This window comes from Ruminococcoides sp. (assembly GCF_057037865.1).
On the sequence record NZ_DBLZMS010000003.1, the window covers coordinates 120,302 to 139,379 of the forward strand.

Below are 19,078 nucleotides of genomic sequence, written 5' to 3' on the forward strand. Positions count from 1 at the left end.
CTACACCTCTGCATCAACAAGAAATTCGGAAATCTTCTCTCCGTTCTCATAAACAGAAACCACTATATTGCCGTTTTCATCAAAAGAAACGCTCTTACCTGTGCGAACACCGTTTTCGTAATTGCTCACATCAATAAGATTTCCGTTTCTGTCAAATCTTGCACCATAGCCGTCAGGAGTATTATTATCCCACTTGCCCGCATGCATTGTACCGTCACTCAGCCTGTAACCGACACCGCCGCCGTTGCGTGAATTATCGGTCCAGTTTCCAACATAATTTATACTGCCGTTGTTATAATAGCAAACACCGAATCCGTTGCGCCTGTCATCAAGGTATTCACCGTCATATGAGGTCATACCGTCAGGAGAAACCGTTCTGCCTCTGCCTGTTCTGCAATTATTTTCATCAAGATTACCGAAATAGGTATATCTTCCCGATTTAGTAAGAATCACCACGTCACAATGTGGTTCTTCTTCATTTACAATTTTAGGATTTTCTTCATCGGATTCTTTTGTCGGCACATCATCTATTTGGCAATGTGTGCCGATATTTGCTTCAACTTTTTCAAAATCAGTTTCTTCATCTTCGGAAGCTTCACCGGAGCTGTCAACAGTTACAACACTTTCGGAATCTTCTGTCTGTTCATCCGCTGTTTCTGCGACAGCGTCTGTATCATCTGAAATTTGAGAATTTTCTTCAACATCATCATCCGAAAGCTGTTCGTCTTTCTCGCCTGTTACAATTTTAACTTCCGCTGGTTCAAAATCTTCTTCGGCAGTATGATTTATAATTTCACCGAACAAATCCTTATTTGTTTTGTGAGCCTCAACAAGAATTTTCTCGATAATATCGTATGCCGAATAATCTTTCTTACTCACGGGTTCAGCCGTGTCGGAAACATTTGGAATATCTTCGTCCGTAAGATAAGCGCAATCTTCGAGATTATAAGCATTTTCGGGAACAAAATCATTTTTGAACAAATCACCGTTAAACACAAATCCGCTGTTGCCGTAGGATTTTTTCTCCGTAAACGGCATATCTGACGGTAAAAAACTTGCATCATACCAGAGCATACCCACATTTGAATATATCAAAACCCTTGAATTTTCGTTTGACTGCTTATCAGACGGGAAAAGAGTTTTTACGGAAACAATCCCGTTATCGTCAATATCTTCGGTAACAAGAGTTATAATTCCGCTGACTTTGCGTGGATATATTCTCGTGATAAGCTTATCGGCAATGCTTCTGTTAAAATATTCCGTGCGTAACCATGTATGATTACGGTCAAAAAATTGTCTTTTGAATACAATTCCCCTGTCATTGTAAGTTATAACAGAATAAACTCCGCCTGTTGCCCTTTTTACGGACTGATAAGGAAGACTATCCCTTGTTACCTTCCACGAAAGCGGTTCATTCTTCGTCAGCAGACAAGACATCTTGTAATCCATACCGTGAAGTTCGATTTCGGTAATTTCTTTTTGCTCTTTGCAGCCTGAATTAAAATAGTTTGCACGGACACCCGCAAGTGCATCATTCTTAAAATCAAGTTTTTCATAGTCTGAAACAAGAACGGAATATATAATTAAGCCGTCAGTCAGCTTTTGAGATTGTTCAAGCATTATGAATTATTCCTTTCAAGAAAATTCTGTGTAGCGTAACCCTAAAAGAAAATAAAGGGCGAACAATGTCCGCCCTGAAATAATCGAGTTATATTTAAATCAGATAGAAATTGTCATAGCAATCTTGTAAAGCTCTTCATCAAACACACGAGGCATATCAAGTGCTTCGTTGATATCAAGATCAACAATCTTGCCGCCCTGCATTACAACAACTCTGTTACCGATATTCTGCTCAAGAAGTTCAACAGCCTTAAAGCCCATCTGGCTTGCAACAACTCTGTCACGAAGTGTCGGAGAACCGCCACGCTGTACATGACCGAGGATTGTAGCTCTTGCCTCGATACCAAGACGCTGTTCTACATACTTTGCAAGATCTCTTACACCGCCGACACCCTCGGCAACAACAACGATAAAGTGTTTTTTACCTGTTTTCTGAGTGTTGATGATTCTTGCGATTACATCTCTTTCAATATTGTACTGAACCTCAGGAACGAGGATAGCTGTAGCACCTGTTGCGATACCTGTCTGGAGAGCAATATCACCGCAGCGTCTGCCCATAACCTCAACTACAGAACAACGGTCGTGTGACTGTGCTGTATCACGGATACGGTCAACCATCTGAATAGCTGTGTTCATGGCTGTATCAAAACCAACCGTGTATTCGGAGCAGGCAATATCGTTATCAATTGTGCCGGGAACACCGATACAGTTAATACCGGCGTTTGTAAGGCAACGAGCACCTCTGAATGAACCGTCACCGCCGATTACAACAACACCGCTTACACCGATGCTTCTGCAAAAATCGGCAGCTCTCTGAATACCGGCAGGAGTAGCGTACTCTTCGCTTCTTGCTGTGTAAAGCATTGTACCGCCGTTACCAATGATATCAGATACACTTCTGAGGTTCATTTCCTCAACATCACCGTTGAGCAAACCGTTATATCCACGGTAAACACCGTAAACCTTCATTCCTTTATTTATACCGGCACGAACTACAGCTCTGACAGCCGCATTCATACCGGGAGCATCGCCGCCGCTTGTTAATACTGCAATTGATTTCTGTGTCTGTGACATTATAATCTACCTCCATAGGTTATTAACTTCTACCATTATAATACAATTGTTTTTTGTTTACAAGTGGATTTTCGCAATTTTAAAAAAATAAAAGATTTTATTACAAAAGCATTTAATCCTTTTTACCGTTTTGTTACAAAAATATGTGAATTTGTTCATAAATACACTGCTTTCACCTCTCTGTTTCGATAAAATAACAATATTTTGTAACAAAGGCTGTAAGTTTGTTGACTTTTATATAATATTGTTTTATAATTACCCTAGGATAAGAGACAGATTTTGTGCCTGTCTTGCGACAAGTCACCTGAGTGACAATTTTTCGGGAGGATAATTTATATGACTAAGTTATATCTGGCTATTCCCTGTTATAACGAAGAAGAAGTTCTGAGGGATTCGGCGGAAAAACTGCTAAACAAATACAGCACGATGATGGCAGAGGGCAAAATTTCTGCCGACAGCCGTATTGTGTTTATTGATGACGGCTCAAAGGACAGGACATGGGAGATTATTTCAGAACTCCATACAGAAAATCCTATTTTTCAGGGCATCAAGCTTTCAAGAAACAGAGGTCACCAGAATGCACTTCTCTGCGGTCTTATGACTCTCAAAGATAAGGCTGACGCTGTGATTTCAATTGACGCAGACCTTCAGGACGATATCAACACCTTTGATGAAATGGTGGCAAAGTACGAGGACGGTTGCGATGTTGTTTACGGTGTTCGTTCTAAAAGAGAAACAGACACATTCTTCAAGAGATTTACAGCTGAGGGATTCTACAAAATTCTTAATCATATGGGCGCTAAGGTTATTTTTAACCACGCTGATTTCAGACTTATGAGCAAAAGAGCGCTCAACGCTTTTTCATTATATAAGGAAACAAACATATTCCTGCGTGGTATGGTTCCGATGATTGGCTTTAAGTCTGATATTGTTACATATGAGCGTTCCGAAAGACTTGCAGGTGAAAGTAAATATCCGTTAAAGAAAATGCTTGCACTTGCGTGGGAGGGTATTACATCTCTCAGCATTCAGCCAATCAGAATGATTACATGGCTCGGTGCAATCGTGTTCGGCATCAGCCTTATTATGATTATCTACTCACTCATCAGCTTTTTCTGCGGTTGGACTGTAAGCGGTTGGTCAAGCCTTTTATGTTCAATTTGGGCAATCGGAGGACTTCAGCTCCTTGCAATCGGTGTTATAGGCGAATACATCGGAAAGATTTATATGGAAACAAAGCGCAGACCAAGATTTATTGTTGACAAAGTTCTTGATGACGATGAACAGTAATAGAATCACCAAAGTCCTGACCAGAATTTTCGGCGGAGTATTTACGGTTTGTTTTGTTTTTCTGTTTGTAAATATTATCATAATCGGCTTTGACGGAAATGTTGACAGAAGGTTCGATTCATTTTCAAAGATGTTCATTCTTTTGATTTTTGCCGTTTTGACCGTCGGAATATGTGCATTGTATTTTCATTACACCTCCGATAAAAGCTGTAAGAAGATTAAAGCGAAGTCGAGATTTGAATTTAATGATAAAAATACCAAAAATGTTATTTTTATCGGATGCGGTATTCTTCTGATTGTTGAAATTATTTTTGCGTTGCTTACCGATTTTGAACCTGTTGCCGATTTGCATAACATCAAAAGGTATGCAATGTATTTTTCAACCCATGGCAATTTCAACCTCATTGAACAGGATTACGCAAACGATTATCAGTATCTTGTAAGATATCCGAATAATATGGCATTGCTTTTGATTGTGTCGCTTGTTGGAAGATTAAATTACCTTATATTCGGTCATTATGTTGATTTTGCACCTGTTGTTGTAAACATTTTTGCGATTAATATTTCAATAATGCTGACGGCATTTACAGCAAAAAGACTTTTCGGCAACAAAAAGGCTCTTTTTGTACTTGCTTTTTGTGCATTGTTTTTACCTTATCTCACCTATCTGCCGTACTATTACAGTGATTCAATGTCGATGCCGTTTCTTATCGGAGCTGTTTATCTCATTGTTTCCGCATTACAGGTTGACAACAGAAAGAGTATGTACGCAAAGCTTTGTGCTGCAGGTGCATTGATTTTCCTCGGATATAAGGTTAAGGGCAGTCTTATCATACTGTTCGCAGTCGGACTTTTATTGTTGTTCTTGAAATTCAGATTAAAAAAAGCAATCTGCCTTATTCTGGTGTTTACGGCAGGGTTTGGTGTGATTGGATTCGCATACAATACAGCCGTTGACGCTGTCAATCCGATCACGAAACAGCAGTATGAAAAATATGAATATCCTGTTACTCACTGGCTTATGATGGGGCTTAAAGGTCTTGGAAAATACGATGAGCATGATGACTATTACACTCGTTCATTTCCCTCGAAAAAAGAAAAACAGGATGCTAACATTAAGGTTATTAAAGAAAGAATAAAAGATTACAAATTTAGCGGTTTGTATGAACATATGATTGAAAAAGCTGTTTGGACATGGCAGGACGGTACATATTACATTTCGTACCATAACAGAAAGCCAAAGAATGATAATATTCTTATGGATTTTCTGCATATTGACGGAAAGTACAATAAGGCTTTCCAAAATTACAGTTCGGCTTTACAACTGTTCATTTTATTGATGATTTGTATTTCGGCATTAAAAACTCTTATCAAACCTAAAGTTGATGAGATGCTGTTAATCAAAGGAGTTGTGTTTGCGGCATTCCTTTTCTTCCTGTTATGGGAAACACGGTCAAGATACCTGTTTGATATGACGCCTCTGTTTATTCTGCTTATGGTTGACGGTATGGATACTGCAAAAGCTTTTCTTGATTCATTCAGAAAGCCTAAACAACAAACAGAAAAACAGGCATAATTTAATAAAGTTTTCAAGTGACAGCCGAAACTGTCACTTGTTTTTTGTCATAAAATTAATGTTACAACATTACAAACTTTTTCATTAAAAATCAATATTTTCGTTTGCAATTTATTGTAATGATGCCTAAATTATGCTATTATTACTATATGTGCAATGATTTGCAAATTTCAAGCTTGAAAGGTAAAAATTATGGATTATGAAAAGCTGAAAAAGAGGGATTCCTCGCTGGACATTTTGCGAATAATCGCAGTCTTTACCGTTTTATCGGTTCATTTTTTCCTGCACAACGGATTTTACAACCAGACAATCGAAGGTAAGCCGATGTATGTTGCAGTTGTAATGAGAACCCTGTTTTCCGTTTGCGTTCCCTTGTTCATGTTGCTGACAGGTTATTTGATGAGCAAAAAAGAACTGAGTAAAAAGTACTATTCGGGAATTACGAAAACACTTGTTGTTTTTGTAATCTCAACACTTGCGTGTATGATTTACAAAAACATTGCACAAGGTGATGTTTTTGACCTGAAATCTTTCATACTCGGAACGCTTGATTTTACCGGTTCCAACTACTCCTGGTACATTGAAATGTACATAGGGTTGTTTCTGCTTACACCGTTCCTTAATCTTGCTTACGGAAAACTTAAAAGCAAAAAGCAAAAGCAGGTACTCCTTGTAACGGCTGTTTTTCTGACAATCATCCCCTCGTTATTTAATATTTTCAATTTTGGTTCACTTGATTGGTGGACTAATCCGACTTCATCTGATGAGTTTCAGAAACTTGTCCCAAGCTGGTGGCAGGGATTCTACCCCGTTGCATACTACTTTGTGGGTTGTTACATAAGAGAATACGGATTGAAAATGAAAACAAGAACAATGCTTGTACTCTTTGTTTTTTCACTTTTCATATTCAGCACATTCAATTATTTCAGAAGCTACGACACAACATTCAAATCGGGTACATACATTTATTGGTACGGATTTGAACCGTTTGTTTTATCTGTACTGCTTTTTCTCTTGATTAAGAGAATCAAGACCGATAACTTCCCGAAAGCCGCTAAAATCGCACTATGGAAAGTTTCTGACCTTGCACTTGGAATTTATCTCATTTCCTTTATTTTTGACAGCATTGTTTACCCCGTACTCTGCGAAAAAGTAATATTAATGCCTGACAGACTTCCGTATTACTTTGTTACGGTTCCGATAGTTTTTGTGCTTTCCGCCGCCGCATCATTTATTATGAATCTTGTTGCAAAACTGCTTATTGACGGTTTTAAATCGCTTGTGAACATAATAAAGGATTTGCGTTCAAAGCCTGACAAAGGAAAGTGGCAGCACATAATTTTTGCTGTGCTTATGGCTTTTGCTATTGGATTTTCACTTTGGAAATGCTATTACGGTTTTGGCGGTAACGACGAATCGTTTTATCTTACAATTCCGCACCGATTAACTCTTGGTGATTCGTTACTCGGTGACGAATGGCACCTCACACAGCTTTCAGGATTTTTACTTTTGCCGTTCGTATGGCTCTACACAATGATTACGCAATCTACTGTCGGAATAATCTTTGCGGCAAGAGTTTTCTATGTAATCTGTCACGCTGTTATTGTGTGCGTTATCTATTCAAGACTTAAAAAGTACGGATATTTCTCAGTATTCGGTTGTGTGCTTTATTTCCTCTTTACACCGTTTGACATTATGGCATTGAGTTATAACACAATGGGACTTGATCTAATTGCGCTCACGGGTGTTTTAATGGCAACAGCCGATTATTCAAAAAAATTACCGCTCATAATCAGCGGACTTGCATTTGCAGGCGCAGTTCTCTGCTGTCCGTACCTTGCGGCAGTTTATGTAATGTATATTATTGCAGTAGGAGTTCACTATGTAATTAAGAAAACTGCCCTTAATAAAAATGTGTTCAATTCTGAACTTTTCTCGATTAAGACTTTTCTGTGGTTTACCTTGGGAGCAGGAATACTTGCGGCTATTTTCCTTGTATTTGTACTTTCAAGAGTAAGTATTAATGAGATTTTCTCAAATCTCCCCTATCTTCTTGCCGATCCCGACCATCCGCAAATGGGCTTTATGGCAAAGATGAACTACTACTTTAAAACAATCGTAGAATGTCACACTCATTTTAAATATGTACTTATGGCATACGGTGCTACCGCAATCGTTATGTTGCTTGACAGAAAGAGAAAACAACACCGTTCGGTTTATCTTATTCTTACAAGTGCAATCGTTATTTTGGCGCTTGTAATGTTTATGCCGACAATGACAAGCGTTTACTACAATGCGATTATGTTCCCGATGATTTTCATGGGTATCACAGCGTATGTTCTTTCTGAAAATAAGCAAAGAGAACTGTTTGCTTCACTCTTTGTTCTCGGAATTTTTTATTCTGTTGCATTGTGTTTCTCTTCAAATCAGTATTTTTATGTAACTGCAATGGCTTGCACCGCATCAAATATTGCAAGCTTTGTATTCATCGGCAATCTGATTAAAGAAATGAAAGCAAATCCCGACAATCTTGACTACGCTGTTCCGTGTAAATATTTAGCATTCGTGATGACTGCGTTTCTGATTATTCTGCAGGCTTGTTTTCAGATTACCGTCAAGGCAGAACATTGCTTCTGGGACAGTGAACCGAAACAGCTGACACAGACAATTCAGAACGGTCCTGCAAAGGGTATAAAAACAACACCGAATAACGCACAAACCTATGAGCAGATTTATGCCGATATCAGTCAGTATCAGAATCTTGAAAAAGGAAACATACTGTTCCTTACGCAAAAAACATGGACTTATCTTGCGGCGGAGGATTTTCCTTACGGAACACTTTCGGCATATGTTACGGGTGAAAATCAAAACAGTCTTGCAAGACTTCGCTCATATTATTCGGTAAACAGCAAAAAAATTCCGAAATATATCTACATTCCGAAGAACTCAGAGTGGGATAATCTTCAGCAGATTCTTCTTGAGGCACAGCAGAATGGTTACTCTTTGAGCGAAAACGAAGTTTCGTATAAACTTGTAAAATAAATAATATTTTACAGATTTCAGACATAAATATCACGCAGGGATAAAAATTATGATTTCTGCGTGATATTTTTTTGTTTTTCAGCACATATTCTTGAAAATGTACAAATAAAAAACTTGTTTTTTTTTGTGAATTATGGTATAGTGAATTATGATAGGCAAGAAGGGCTTGCCACAGAATTTGGTCGCATTTTTGTGAAAATTTTAAGTTGGGGGCATAATCATGGATATTAAGCAGACTTATAACGAATGGCTTGAAAACGCAGTTGAGGACAAAGACCTTAAGGCAGAGCTTGAAAGTATAAAAAACAACGAAGATGAAATTTATGATCGTTTCTACACAGCTTTAAAATTCGGTACCGCAGGCCTCAGAGGCATTATCGGTGCAGGTACTAACAGAATGAATATTTATGTTGTTCGTCAGGCTACACAGGGACTTGCTAACTATGTGCTTAAAAAGTACGGCAATGGTTCTGTTGCAATCTCTCACGACAGCAGAATTAAAGCAGATTTATTTATGAATGAGGCGGCAAGAGTTCTTGCGGCAAACGGCATTAAGGTTTACATCACATCAGAACTTCAGCCTACTCCCGTTCTCTCTTACCTCGTTCGTTACTTTAAATGTCAGGCAGGTATTATGGTTACAGCCAGCCACAACCCTGCAGCTTACAACGGCTATAAGGCATACGGTGAGGACGGTTGCCAGATGACTGATGTTGCCGCAAACACTGTATATGATGAGATTTCAAAGCTTGATATGTTCAAGGATGTTAAAATTACCGATTTTGACGAGGCAGTTAAGAGCGGCATGATTGAATATGTTGACGAGAGCGTTTATGACACATATCTTGAAAAAGTTATGGAACAGCAGGTTAACCCCGGCGTTTGCAAGGGTGCAGACCTTAAAGTTGTTTATACACCGCTTAACGGTACAGGTAATAAGCTTGTAAGAAAGGTTCTCGGCAAGATTGGTGTTAATGATGTAGTTGTTGTCCCCGAGCAGGAACTTCCTGACGGCAACTTTACAACATGTCCTTATCCGAACCCTGAGATCAAAGAGGCACTTGCAAAAGGTCTTGAGCTTTGTGAAAAAGAACAGCCTGACCTTCTCCTTGCAACCGATCCTGACGCTGACCGTGTAGGTATTGCCGTTAAGGATTATGACGGCAGTTACAGACTCATTTCAGGTAACGAGGACGGTGTAATGCTCACAAATTACATTCTCTCTTGTAAAAAGGCAAGCGGTAAGCTTCCTGAAAAGCCTGTTGTAGTAAAAACTATAGTTACTACAAAACTCATCAACAAGCTTTGCGAAAAATACGGCTGTGAACTCAAGAATGTTCTTACAGGCTTTAAGTATATCGGTGAAGTTATTCTTAACCTCGAGAAAAAGCATGAAGAAAACAGATATCTCTTTGGTTTTGAGGAAAGCTACGGCTATCTTTCAGGCACATATGTAAGAGATAAGGATGCTGTTGTTGCATCAATGCTCGTTTGTGAAATGGCAGCTTACTATAAGAAACAGGGCAAGTCACTTGCTGAGGTTATAGACGGTCTTTACGAAGAATTTGGTTACTACCTCAATCAGACATACTCATTCGAGTTTGACGGTGCCGCCGGTATGCAAAAGATGTCTGATATTATGACAGCTGTAAGAGATAACACACCAAAGAGCATTGCAGGCTACGATGTTGTTAAGGTTTCCGACTATTTTCTCAGGAAAGAAACAGATGTTGCAACAGGCAGCGTTACCGACATTGACCTTCCTAAGTCAAATGTTATTGCTCTTCACCTTGCGGATGACAACGCTGTTATTATCCGTCCAAGCGGAACTGAGCCAAAGATTAAGCTCTATATTACTTCAGTCGGTAAGGATAAAGATAATGCTGCAGAAATCTGTGAAAAGCTTGTTGTTGCAAGCAAAGAGATTCTCGGCGTTGAGTAATTGGAATCGACATATAATAGTTGCACCTAAATTTAAGGGGACAGATTTTTCTGTCCCCTGTTTTTATGTGTATTTTATCAAAAACGCAATTCCCCTATTTCTCGTGATAATACATTGTATAACACGCAAAACAGAGGTGACTGCTGTTGCAGTCACCTCCGTAATCGGTTGATTTATAAATAGCAATTTTTAAAGGGGTATGTTGTTATTTTAAATTAAATAATATGCCCTTTGGACTCATCTCCAATATCGGATATTATGCCCTCAACAATAATAACTTTGTATTACATTGGACTTATCTCCGTTCTTAAATTTGAATATAAAAGTCTTTTGACCGTTAAAATTCATAATATCAATCAGTACAACGATTGCTTAAAAGCTTATCAACTTTTCCTCTGAATCAATTGTACCTGTCCTTAAACTAAGTCTTTGGAATTTTGGACTGTCAGCCTATATAGTCATCGGAATTAACTCCTTTTACTTTAGCTTCGACTAACTGTGTTTATACATCTGAGTATGTATACTACAATCAAACTATAAGACCTAAATTCTCATTGGAATAATCTCCTGTTGTTTGCAGATTTCTATGTCATCCCGACATTTTCTTTACTGCTAATCAATGCTTTATTTACGACTTATATTAACTTTTCGTCAAATCAATATCAGTAACCGTATACCGTCAATTCCCGTTAATGGATTTTATTTTTAACCTTGTATCGGTTTAAAATCTCAAGCATACATCGGAATATCTCCAATCTTGTCGCATAAGCGAGATTTAACTTAAGTTCTTATCTCATCGGAATTAACTCCTGACACTTTAGCTTCGACTAACTGTGTTTATACATCTGAGTATGTACACTACAATCAAACTATAAGACCTAAATTCTCATTGGAATAATCTCCTGTTGTTTGCAGATTTCTATGTCATCCCGACATTTTCTTTACTGCTAATCAATGCTTTATTTACGACTTATATTAACTTTTCGTCAAATCAATATCAGTAACCGTATACCGTCAATTCCCGTTAATGGATTTTATTTTTGACCTTGTATCGGTTTAAAATCTCAAGCATACATCGGAATATCTCCAATCTTGTCGCATAAGCGAGATTTAATTTAAGTTCTTATCTCATCGGAATTAACTCCTGACACTTTAGTTTACCTTGAATTTTAGAAATCAGATTGAAATTTACGGTTTCACTCTGTACTATAAGTTTCCAAATTTACATTCCGTTTGAACTGCTTATTAAATTCAGCCTCTTACATTCTTTAAATTCAGACTACTCTGTGTGCCGTTGTATAAGCTGTTCATCCATTGGTTTTAGTATTAATTTCCATTGGACTTATCTCCGTTTCGGACTTATTTTGCTTAAATAACGATTAAGCTTTCATTGGACTAACCACCAATTTTTAGATTTCAATATATATTAAGTTATAATTAAAATTCCGTTCTCCCGAGTATTAAATTCGATAACCTTTAATGCTTAATTGGACGAATTTCAATCATAAGATGTAGATTGCTAAAGACGAATTCGGAATGCTCTTGCGATTAAAAATTAATAAATATGTTTTTATAACATCAAAATAATCAGCTGTTCCGACAAAACAAGTAAGAATTAGAAGATCATCTCTTAGAATACACGGGCTGTAGAGTTAGGTGGTAAGCTCCGCATATAATCTCTAATTTGTTTGAAGTAAGGTTTTCTTGCTTTCATTTTTAAAACCTCCTTAAGTTCTTTTCTTTGTCTATATTATACAGTTAGTTGTCCACATTGTCAACACTTTTATTAAAAATATTTATAATTTTATTTTTAGAAAATCTATTGAAGTAAAATTTACATTGTGTTATAATAAAAATGTTGGGGTGTTTATCAGTCGGCAACTTTTTTAAGTGCCGACTTTTTTCTTTTTTATATACTTCAAAATGTCTAAATATTGATTATAACTAAACCTTAGTGTATTATTATGATGTCATAAAGTATTAAAGAGGTCATAATTGTGAACGATAAATTGCATATCAGAACGGCACAAATAAGCGATGCCGAAGAATTGCTCGCCATATACAAACCATATATTGAAAACACGGCAATCACATTTGAATACGATGTGCCAAGCATTGAAGAATTTGCAAATCGCATAAAAACTACGCTCAAAAAGTACCCTTATATTGTAGCCGAACTCAACGAAAAAATTGTCGGCTATGCGTATGCCGGAGTTTTCAAAGGCAGAAAAGCGTATGATTGGTCAGTTGAAACAAGTATTTATATCCGCCTTGAGAATCACGGAAACGGAATCGGCAGAAAACTCTACGAAAAGCTCGAAGAAATTCTAGCCAAGCAGGGTGTGACAAATGTAAATGCCTGTATTGCGTACACTGAACATGAGGATAATCATCTGCATAACGACAGTGTTTGCTTTCACAAAAAACTCGGTTATAAAACTGTCGGTATTTTTCATAAATGTGCCTACAAATTTGATAAGTGGTACGATATGATATGGATGGAAAAATTTATTGCCGAACACAATGCTAATCCAAATGATATTATCCCCTACCCTATGCTGAATTGTTAACAGAACCATAAGATATAAGTATCCCCGAAAAGTTCGATAAAAACTTTTCGGGGATTGAATTTGTCAATAAAAATGGGTACTGTCTTAATATTGCTTACAATTACTATAAACTGAAATTTTTAATAATATCCCACTTAATAATGCAATTTAGAATTATTTTTCAAGCTTTGCAAAACTGTCTTTGCAGACATATCCTGCATATTCTCCGAGATCAATTTGCTTGATATCGTGACTTACATGTCTTTCACTTACAGGAATCATTTCCATATAGTCCCCGTAAAGATACTTCAGGTACTTATCATATTCTTTAGGAATGGGCAGTTTTGCATTTTCAAAATCAACCCATATCGCCTCATCAAGCCATTCGGCAGGGAAAGCTCCTCTTGAAACATTTCTTCCCATACTGTCAAACAGATATTTCGGATTTTTCATATTCTTATGAAGTGAAATAAGTTTGTTTTGAACCTTTTGCAAAAATCCAAGCGGAAAAATCTTTCTCAGAATATTCGCACACAAAGAAGAAAATCTGCTGTTTGCATTCACCGAAGTGCCTCTCCATTTATCAAGCACCAGCCATCTTGAGCTTGCAGTTGCTTTCATATGAATTTTTCGTAAGAAAGCATTGTTTGAAGTATAATCCTGTGCAAGCACATCAAGAAAAATTCCGTTATGAATATTGGGAAATCTTGATGTAAACTCAGTAGAAAGCAGAGTATCGTTTATTCGCAGTTTTGTAAAAGGAAAATGGCTGTCTTTTTCATTTTTTTGAGTCTGTGCAAAAAGATAATTCGGGAGTTCACTCGGCAATACCGAAAAAAACCTGTCGTAATCTTTTCTAAGCATCATAACATCTGCATCATCGTCCCACGGAATAAAGCCTTTATGTCTTACTGCACCCAAAAGACTTCCTCCGCCCAAGAAATACTTTATGTTATGCTTTTTGCAAATTCTGTCAACCTCAAGTAAAAAGCCCAGAAGTATCTGTTGAATATCATTAAGCTTGCCGTCATATGAATCGGAAAACATAAATGTACTGTCATCATCCATTACCTCGTGTCCCGAAATAAGGAGTGCGTCCTTGTAGTTGACCATTGATAACCAACCAAGCTTTTTAAGTCTTGTGCAGTCAATGGCACAGCCGTCCGTAGAATCACCTACAGAAGTTATGTTAACCTCGCACTCATCAAAAGCATCCGAAAGCGTAAGTGAAAATTCTGCCGAATTTACGGTTGAAGTATCTGAGCAGGCGTTATACACCTGATTGTTCTCACCGTTACAAAGAACAAACAGAACAGCAGAAATCAAGTCATTAATACTTATATAAGACACTTTAGGTGATCTATTCTTAACATTCAAAGATTTTCCGTGAACAGCCGATTCCAGCATATTCCTTACAAAATCGGAACTTGAATTTGCAGATATAATCTTGCCGCTTCTAACTGCTTTGATTGAAAAATCATACATATGAGACGCAGAAAAATAAAGATTCTCAACGGACTGAATCAGCATTGCCTTTAATGAATCCGAATTAAAAGCGGAATGTGTTTTTTCTTTTTCGGAAATAACAAAATCTTTGCCGAGTGTTCCGTAAATTGAGGCGTCTGACACAAGAACAGTTTCTTTTATCTTTAACGCATTGACAGCCGAGATAATATTATTTGCCCTGTTGATATGATTTTTAAATACATCAACATCTTCAACTCTATCAGAAAGCAAAAATCCCGTTTCAATAAGTATATCTCCGCATTTATTAACCGCATTAAGTGAAGAATATTTTACGATGGAAAAATCTGATGAATCGATATAATCGAATCTCCTGTCATAACTTTCGTTATCCTCTACAAGCAAAAATACAGCTATGTCTGCTTGTTTTTTTAAGTTAACCATGCGAAGCGATGATACAAGAGAAAAGGCGAGTTCTCCGCCTCCTGTTATAAAAACAGATTTTCCGAATAATTTACGGATGTTCAAATTCTTATAACGCAAAGCTACAAGTGCTCTGTCCTGTTCAAATTGGTTAAGTAACAACTCAGACATAACTGTATTCCTAATTTCTGTTATTAATTTTCTTCAAGAATTCCGACTGCTCTTCTTATTCCTTCTTTAAGGTCAACAAGAGGCTTCCATCCAAGACTGCAGAGTCTTGAACTGTCAAGAATTTCGGGAGTTTTTGCAAGAGCGGAAGTATCAACCTCAGGCTCCTTTTCATCTTTGGGATTGGCAAAAGCCAAAGTCATATTTCTCTCAGGGAAAACCTCACAAGCTGTCTTTGCAAAATTTCTTATTGTTGTATCTGACTTTTCATAAGAAATGTTATACGGTGTAACATTTTCACCGTTAAGCATAATGTATATGAGAGCAGAAACCGTGTCTGTAACATAGCAGAATGAACGGTTAGCCGCACCGTTGCTTTTGAGAAGAATATTTTCGTGACGAACAACATTTGCAATAAACTGCGCCCAGACACGATCATCCGTAAGACTGCTGGCACCGTAAATATAGCTCGGTCTTGCAATCTTTACATTGAGTCCAAACTGTTTGCAATAGCTTGCGGCAAGAGTTTCAGACGCTCTCTTACCCACTGCATAACAATTTTTATAGGAAGTAAAATCAATATAACCGATATCATCTTCGGAAATACTGTTTTTACCGTTGTGCAAAGCACCGTACACTTTAAGGCTTGAAACAACAAGTACAGACTCACTTTTGCTTTCAAGAGCAAAATCAAGAATGTTTGATGTACCGCTGAGATTTGCGTTAATAGTGCCTACAGGATCGGTTTCAAATTGAATGTTACTTGCCTGACTTGCGGCATGAATAATAAAATCTGCTCTCTCGCATTCAATCTTATTTGTAACATCGGCAACAACAAGCTCAATGTCATCTCTTTCAAGAAGAACGCCAAACTTTTTCTCGGCTCTCTCTCTGTTTCTTACAAACGCAAGGAGCTTGATGTTATTGTTATAAAAGTCATTTCTTGCGAGAAATGTGAGAACAAGATAATAACCGATAAATCCTCCTGCACCGGTTATAAGAACAGTTTTACCGTTAAATCTGTTCCAATCAACATTTGTATTTGTAATTTCTTTAATATCGGAAAAAACCGTCTTTTTTATATTACTTTGAACATTATAATCCATATTTAAGTTCTTCCTTTGCAAACTGCTTGTAGTTTTCATAATAGAACTGTGATCGCAATGTTGTGAGATCCTCAGGTGTTGTTACCTTAATGTTGAATCTCTCACCAAGGAAAAGATGAACCTTTTCGCCGAGCTCAATAAAAAGTTCACTTGAGGAAACAGGGTTTGTAATACCTCTCTTGTAAGCTTCTTCGTGAGCCCAAAGAATTCTTTCCATTGTATATCCCTGCGGAGCCTGTGTAATGTACATCGTACTTCTCTGGTAACTCTTGCCGCAGGTTTCTCCGTCCTCACTGTAAAGAAGTGAATCAATACTCGGAGTAACAGGAACGGCTGTTTTGTACTTTTTTGTATCCTTAATACAGTTAGTGATGAGTTCTTCGCTGAGCATAGGACGAACACCGTCACAGATAAGGATGATATCCTCAGGATCTTTTGAAAATTCGGCAGTAGCCATTACGCCGTTGTGAATAGAATCAAAACCGTTAGCACCGCCCGGAACAACAGCCTTTACCTTTGGAACATTGAATGCCTCAATAAGCTCATTAAGGTAGCCGATCCAGTCAGCCTTACAGGCAACAACAATCGCATCAACCTTAGGATGACGGGCAAAATGCTCCATTGTGTGAATAATAATCGGCTTTCCGCCAACCTCAAGAAACTGTTTAGGCATATCGGAATATTTCATTCTTGCACCGATACCGCCTGCAAATAACATAGCTGTAACCATAGTAAGACAATCCTTTCAAAACACAAATCAGACTTCACTTTTAAAATGCAGTCAAATTTATTTTTTAACAGCAGAATTACGCAGTGAAAAACGCATCTGCACTTTGATATAACTATTAATATGATACCACATTAATGCATTTTTTGTCAACAAAAATACTTTGTACAAATGTTTTAATCGACTTTGCCGGTTTACGGTGAATTTCTTATACCGTATTTTCAAAATGCTTTTTATTTAGGCACATCATTTTGACGCACAATTTAATATTTTTAATACCTTATAAAATTAATGCGGAAAAATGCGGGAATGAGTAAAATTGTTTTATTCTTTATTCCCATTTTTCTTTTAAGTATATATAAATACAGAAAATTTTGATAAAATAGAAAAAATTGCAGAAAGCTGTGTTATTTATGTTTGACAAAAATTTGATTGATTTATCGGTTATGTCTACCGAGCAGATTGACAAAATTATCAGAAAAGCTAAAAAGATTATGCAGAGTCCCGCCGACTATCGACACGCCTGTGACGGCAAAATTCTTGCTACATTATTTTATGAACCGAGTACAAGAACACAGATGTCATTCCAGACGGCTATGCTTAAACTCGGCGGAAGAACAATCGGTTTTGACAATCCGATGAATTCATCCGTTTCAAAGGGCGAAAGCCTTAAAGATACAATTACAATTGTCGGCGAATATGCCGATATTATCGCAATGCGTCATCCTGTTGAGGGTACTGCCGCTGCGGCATCTCTCTATGCAGGTGTTCCCGTTATCAACTGCGGTGACGGCGGTCACCTTCATCCAACTCAGACGCTTGCCGACATTATCACTCTCAGCTGTGAAAAAGGCAGACTTGATAACCTCAGAGTAGGTGTATGCGGTGATCTTCTCAACGGCAGAACAGTTCATTCGCTTATCAAGACACTTGCAAAATATCCGAACAACAGCTTTGTACTTATCTCTACAAAGGAACTCAGCGTTCCGCTTTATGTTATTGACATTCTTGAAAAGAACGGCTGTAAGTATGAAATTTCTCATAGCCTTGCAGATGCAATCACAGACCTTGATGTTCTGTATATGACGAGAATTCAGCGTGAGAGATTTGCAAGCGAAGAAGATTATCAGGCACAGAAAAATGTTTTCGTTCTCGACAAAGAAAAACTTGACAAGGCAAAAGAAGATATGATAATTCTTCACCCATTGCCGAGAGTAAACGAAATTACAGTTGATATTGATGATGACCCGAGAGCGTTGTATTTCAAACAGGCTCAGTACGGTATGTACGGCAGAATGGCACTTATTCTTCTGCTTTTGCAGGATGATGAGTTCTTTGTTGAAAACAGACCGTTTGTTGTATCGAATCATCACTGCAACAATCCGAAATGTATCACACAGCAGGAGCCATATCTTCCGAACCTCAGCTACGAAAAGCTTGGTATGGTAATGTGCGGTTACTGCGACAAGAGAATAGACTGAGGTGTATTAAATGAGTGAACATAAGAAAAAGAAAAATCCGGCGGCTACTATGATAATGACCTCTCTCGCCTATATCGTACTCGGCATTGTGACGGTTGTCTTTCCGCAAAAGGTGCTTGATGTATTGTGCTATGCACTCGGCGGTGCAATGACTGTTTACGGACTGTTCAACATAATTTCTTTCTTTGTTGACAGAGAAGGCGGTATGTACTTTGAACTTGTAATAGGCGTTATTTCAACCGGATTCGGTATATTTGCTTTGTTTTCACCCACTTCAATTGCGGCAATAATCAATATTCCGATTGGCATTATCATTATTGTTGACAGCATTATGGATATGAAACATTCGCTCACGCTGAGATCGCTCGGTATGAGAAAATGGTGGATTCCGTTTATTATAGCAATTGTAATGATTATTTTCAGTCTTACAACAATTTTCTTTACAAACATTTTTGGTGCATTGCTTATGATTGCACTCGGAATTGCGCTTATTTATGAAGGTGTTTCGGGATTTTCACTTATTATTCTGCTCAGCCGTTATCACAAAGAATACGACCGCAATCAAAGAATGATTGATGCAGAAGCAACCGATATAAACTAAATATGATTAAACCGT

General features: G+C 37.6%; 12 protein-coding genes. 7 read left to right on the forward strand and 5 right to left on the reverse strand.

Features of this window, described 5'->3' with window-relative positions; all coding sequences use genetic code 11:
• Positions 1 to 1,620: a hypothetical protein gene (locus AC2HW8_RS04040; RefSeq protein WP_484327182.1), complete on the reverse strand. Its 1,620-nt coding sequence runs from the start codon at positions 1,618 to 1,620 to the stop codon at positions 1 to 3.
• Between the two features lie 99 nt (positions 1,621 to 1,719).
• Positions 1,720 to 2,694, reverse strand: coding sequence for a 6-phosphofructokinase (pfkA, locus tag AC2HW8_RS04045; protein WP_295239929.1), 975 nt, complete (start codon positions 2,692 to 2,694; stop codon positions 1,720 to 1,722).
• A gap of 336 nt (positions 2,695 to 3,030) precedes the next feature.
• On the opposite strand from pfkA, the gene AC2HW8_RS04050 reads away from it, so the two are divergent.
• The 5 genes from AC2HW8_RS04050 to AC2HW8_RS04070 all read left to right on the forward strand — a co-directional run bounded on the left by AC2HW8_RS04050 (position 3,031) and on the right by AC2HW8_RS04070 (position 13,114).
• On the forward strand, positions 3,031 to 3,984 hold the full coding sequence (locus AC2HW8_RS04050; RefSeq protein WP_117847328.1) for a glycosyltransferase family 2 protein: 954 nt from the start codon (positions 3,031 to 3,033) through the stop codon (positions 3,982 to 3,984).
• The gene (locus AC2HW8_RS04055) at positions 3,974 to 5,560 is read left to right on the forward strand and encodes a glycosyltransferase family protein (protein WP_484327183.1); all 1,587 of its coding nucleotides are present in this window, start codon (positions 3,974 to 3,976) and stop codon (positions 5,558 to 5,560) included. Before AC2HW8_RS04050 ends, AC2HW8_RS04055 begins: the two co-directional genes overlap by 11 nt.
• A gap of 192 nt (positions 5,561 to 5,752) precedes the next feature.
• Positions 5,753 to 8,602 (forward strand): acyltransferase, encoded by a 2,850-nt coding sequence (locus tag AC2HW8_RS04060; RefSeq protein WP_484327184.1) that lies wholly within the window; start codon positions 5,753 to 5,755, stop codon positions 8,600 to 8,602.
• A gap of 220 nt (positions 8,603 to 8,822) precedes the next feature.
• On the forward strand, positions 8,823 to 10,544 hold the full coding sequence (locus tag AC2HW8_RS04065) for a phospho-sugar mutase (protein ID WP_484315223.1): 1,722 nt from the start codon (positions 8,823 to 8,825) through the stop codon (positions 10,542 to 10,544).
• Positions 10,545 to 12,541: 1,997 nt separating this feature from the next.
• Positions 12,542 to 13,114, forward strand: coding sequence for a GNAT family N-acetyltransferase (locus tag AC2HW8_RS04070; protein ID WP_337806265.1), 573 nt, complete (start codon positions 12,542 to 12,544; stop codon positions 13,112 to 13,114).
• Positions 13,115 to 13,267: 153 nt separating this feature from the next.
• Here the strand turns inward: AC2HW8_RS04070 and AC2HW8_RS04075 are convergent, their stop codons facing one another.
• The 3 genes from AC2HW8_RS04075 to AC2HW8_RS04085 are packed head-to-tail and all read right to left on the reverse strand — an operon-like array spanning position 13,268 to position 16,984.
• Positions 13,268 to 15,151 carry a LicD family protein gene (locus AC2HW8_RS04075; protein WP_484327185.1) on the reverse strand — a complete coding sequence of 628 codons (1,884 nt, stop codon included), beginning with the start codon at positions 15,149 to 15,151 and terminating at the stop codon, positions 13,268 to 13,270.
• A gap of 23 nt (positions 15,152 to 15,174) precedes the next feature.
• A complete protein-coding gene (locus AC2HW8_RS04080; RefSeq protein WP_484327186.1) occupies positions 15,175 to 16,254 on the reverse strand; it encodes an NAD-dependent epimerase/dehydratase family protein in 1,080 nt (359 codons plus the stop codon).
• Entirely contained in the window at positions 16,244 to 16,984 is a 741-nt protein-coding gene (locus AC2HW8_RS04085; RefSeq protein WP_015523770.1) for an IspD/TarI family cytidylyltransferase, read from the reverse strand. Before AC2HW8_RS04085 ends, AC2HW8_RS04080 begins: the two co-directional genes overlap by 11 nt.
• 410 nt (positions 16,985 to 17,394) lie before the next feature.
• Between AC2HW8_RS04085 and pyrB the strand changes: the two genes are divergently transcribed.
• The gene (gene pyrB, locus AC2HW8_RS04090) at positions 17,395 to 18,462 is read left to right on the forward strand and encodes an aspartate carbamoyltransferase (protein ID WP_117524168.1); all 1,068 of its coding nucleotides are present in this window, start codon (positions 17,395 to 17,397) and stop codon (positions 18,460 to 18,462) included.
• Between the two features lie 10 nt (positions 18,463 to 18,472).
• The gene (locus AC2HW8_RS04095; protein ID WP_304017209.1) at positions 18,473 to 19,063 is read left to right on the forward strand and encodes an HdeD family acid-resistance protein; all 591 of its coding nucleotides are present in this window, start codon (positions 18,473 to 18,475) and stop codon (positions 19,061 to 19,063) included.
• The last annotated feature ends 15 nt before the right edge of the window (positions 19,064 to 19,078 follow it).

Bases quoted from the DNA above. Each gene is read 5' to 3' on its own strand.
- AC2HW8_RS04040 (WP_484327182.1), bottom strand. From the start codon at position 1,620: ATGCTTGAACAATCTCAAAAGCTGACTGACGGCTTAATTATATATTCC.
- pfkA (WP_295239929.1), bottom strand. From the start codon at position 2,694: ATGTCACAGACACAGAAATCAATTGCAGTATTAACAAGCGGCGGCGAT.
- AC2HW8_RS04050 (WP_117847328.1), top strand. From the start codon at position 3,031: ATGACTAAGTTATATCTGGCTATTCCCTGTTATAACGAAGAAGAAGTT.
- AC2HW8_RS04055 (WP_484327183.1), top strand. From the start codon at position 3,974: ATGAACAGTAATAGAATCACCAAAGTCCTGACCAGAATTTTCGGCGGA.
- AC2HW8_RS04060 (WP_484327184.1), top strand. From the start codon at position 5,753: ATGGATTATGAAAAGCTGAAAAAGAGGGATTCCTCGCTGGACATTTTG.
- AC2HW8_RS04065 (WP_484315223.1), top strand. From the start codon at position 8,823: ATGGATATTAAGCAGACTTATAACGAATGGCTTGAAAACGCAGTTGAG.
- AC2HW8_RS04075 (WP_484327185.1), bottom strand. From the start codon at position 15,151: ATGTCTGAGTTGTTACTTAACCAATTTGAACAGGACAGAGCACTTGTA.
- AC2HW8_RS04080 (WP_484327186.1), bottom strand. From the start codon at position 16,254: ATGGATTATAATGTTCAAAGTAATATAAAAAAGACGGTTTTTTCCGAT.
- AC2HW8_RS04085 (WP_015523770.1), bottom strand. From the start codon at position 16,984: ATGGTTACAGCTATGTTATTTGCAGGCGGTATCGGTGCAAGAATGAAA.
- pyrB (WP_117524168.1), top strand. From the start codon at position 17,395: ATGTTTGACAAAAATTTGATTGATTTATCGGTTATGTCTACCGAGCAG.
- AC2HW8_RS04095 (WP_304017209.1), top strand. From the start codon at position 18,473: ATGAGTGAACATAAGAAAAAGAAAAATCCGGCGGCTACTATGATAATG.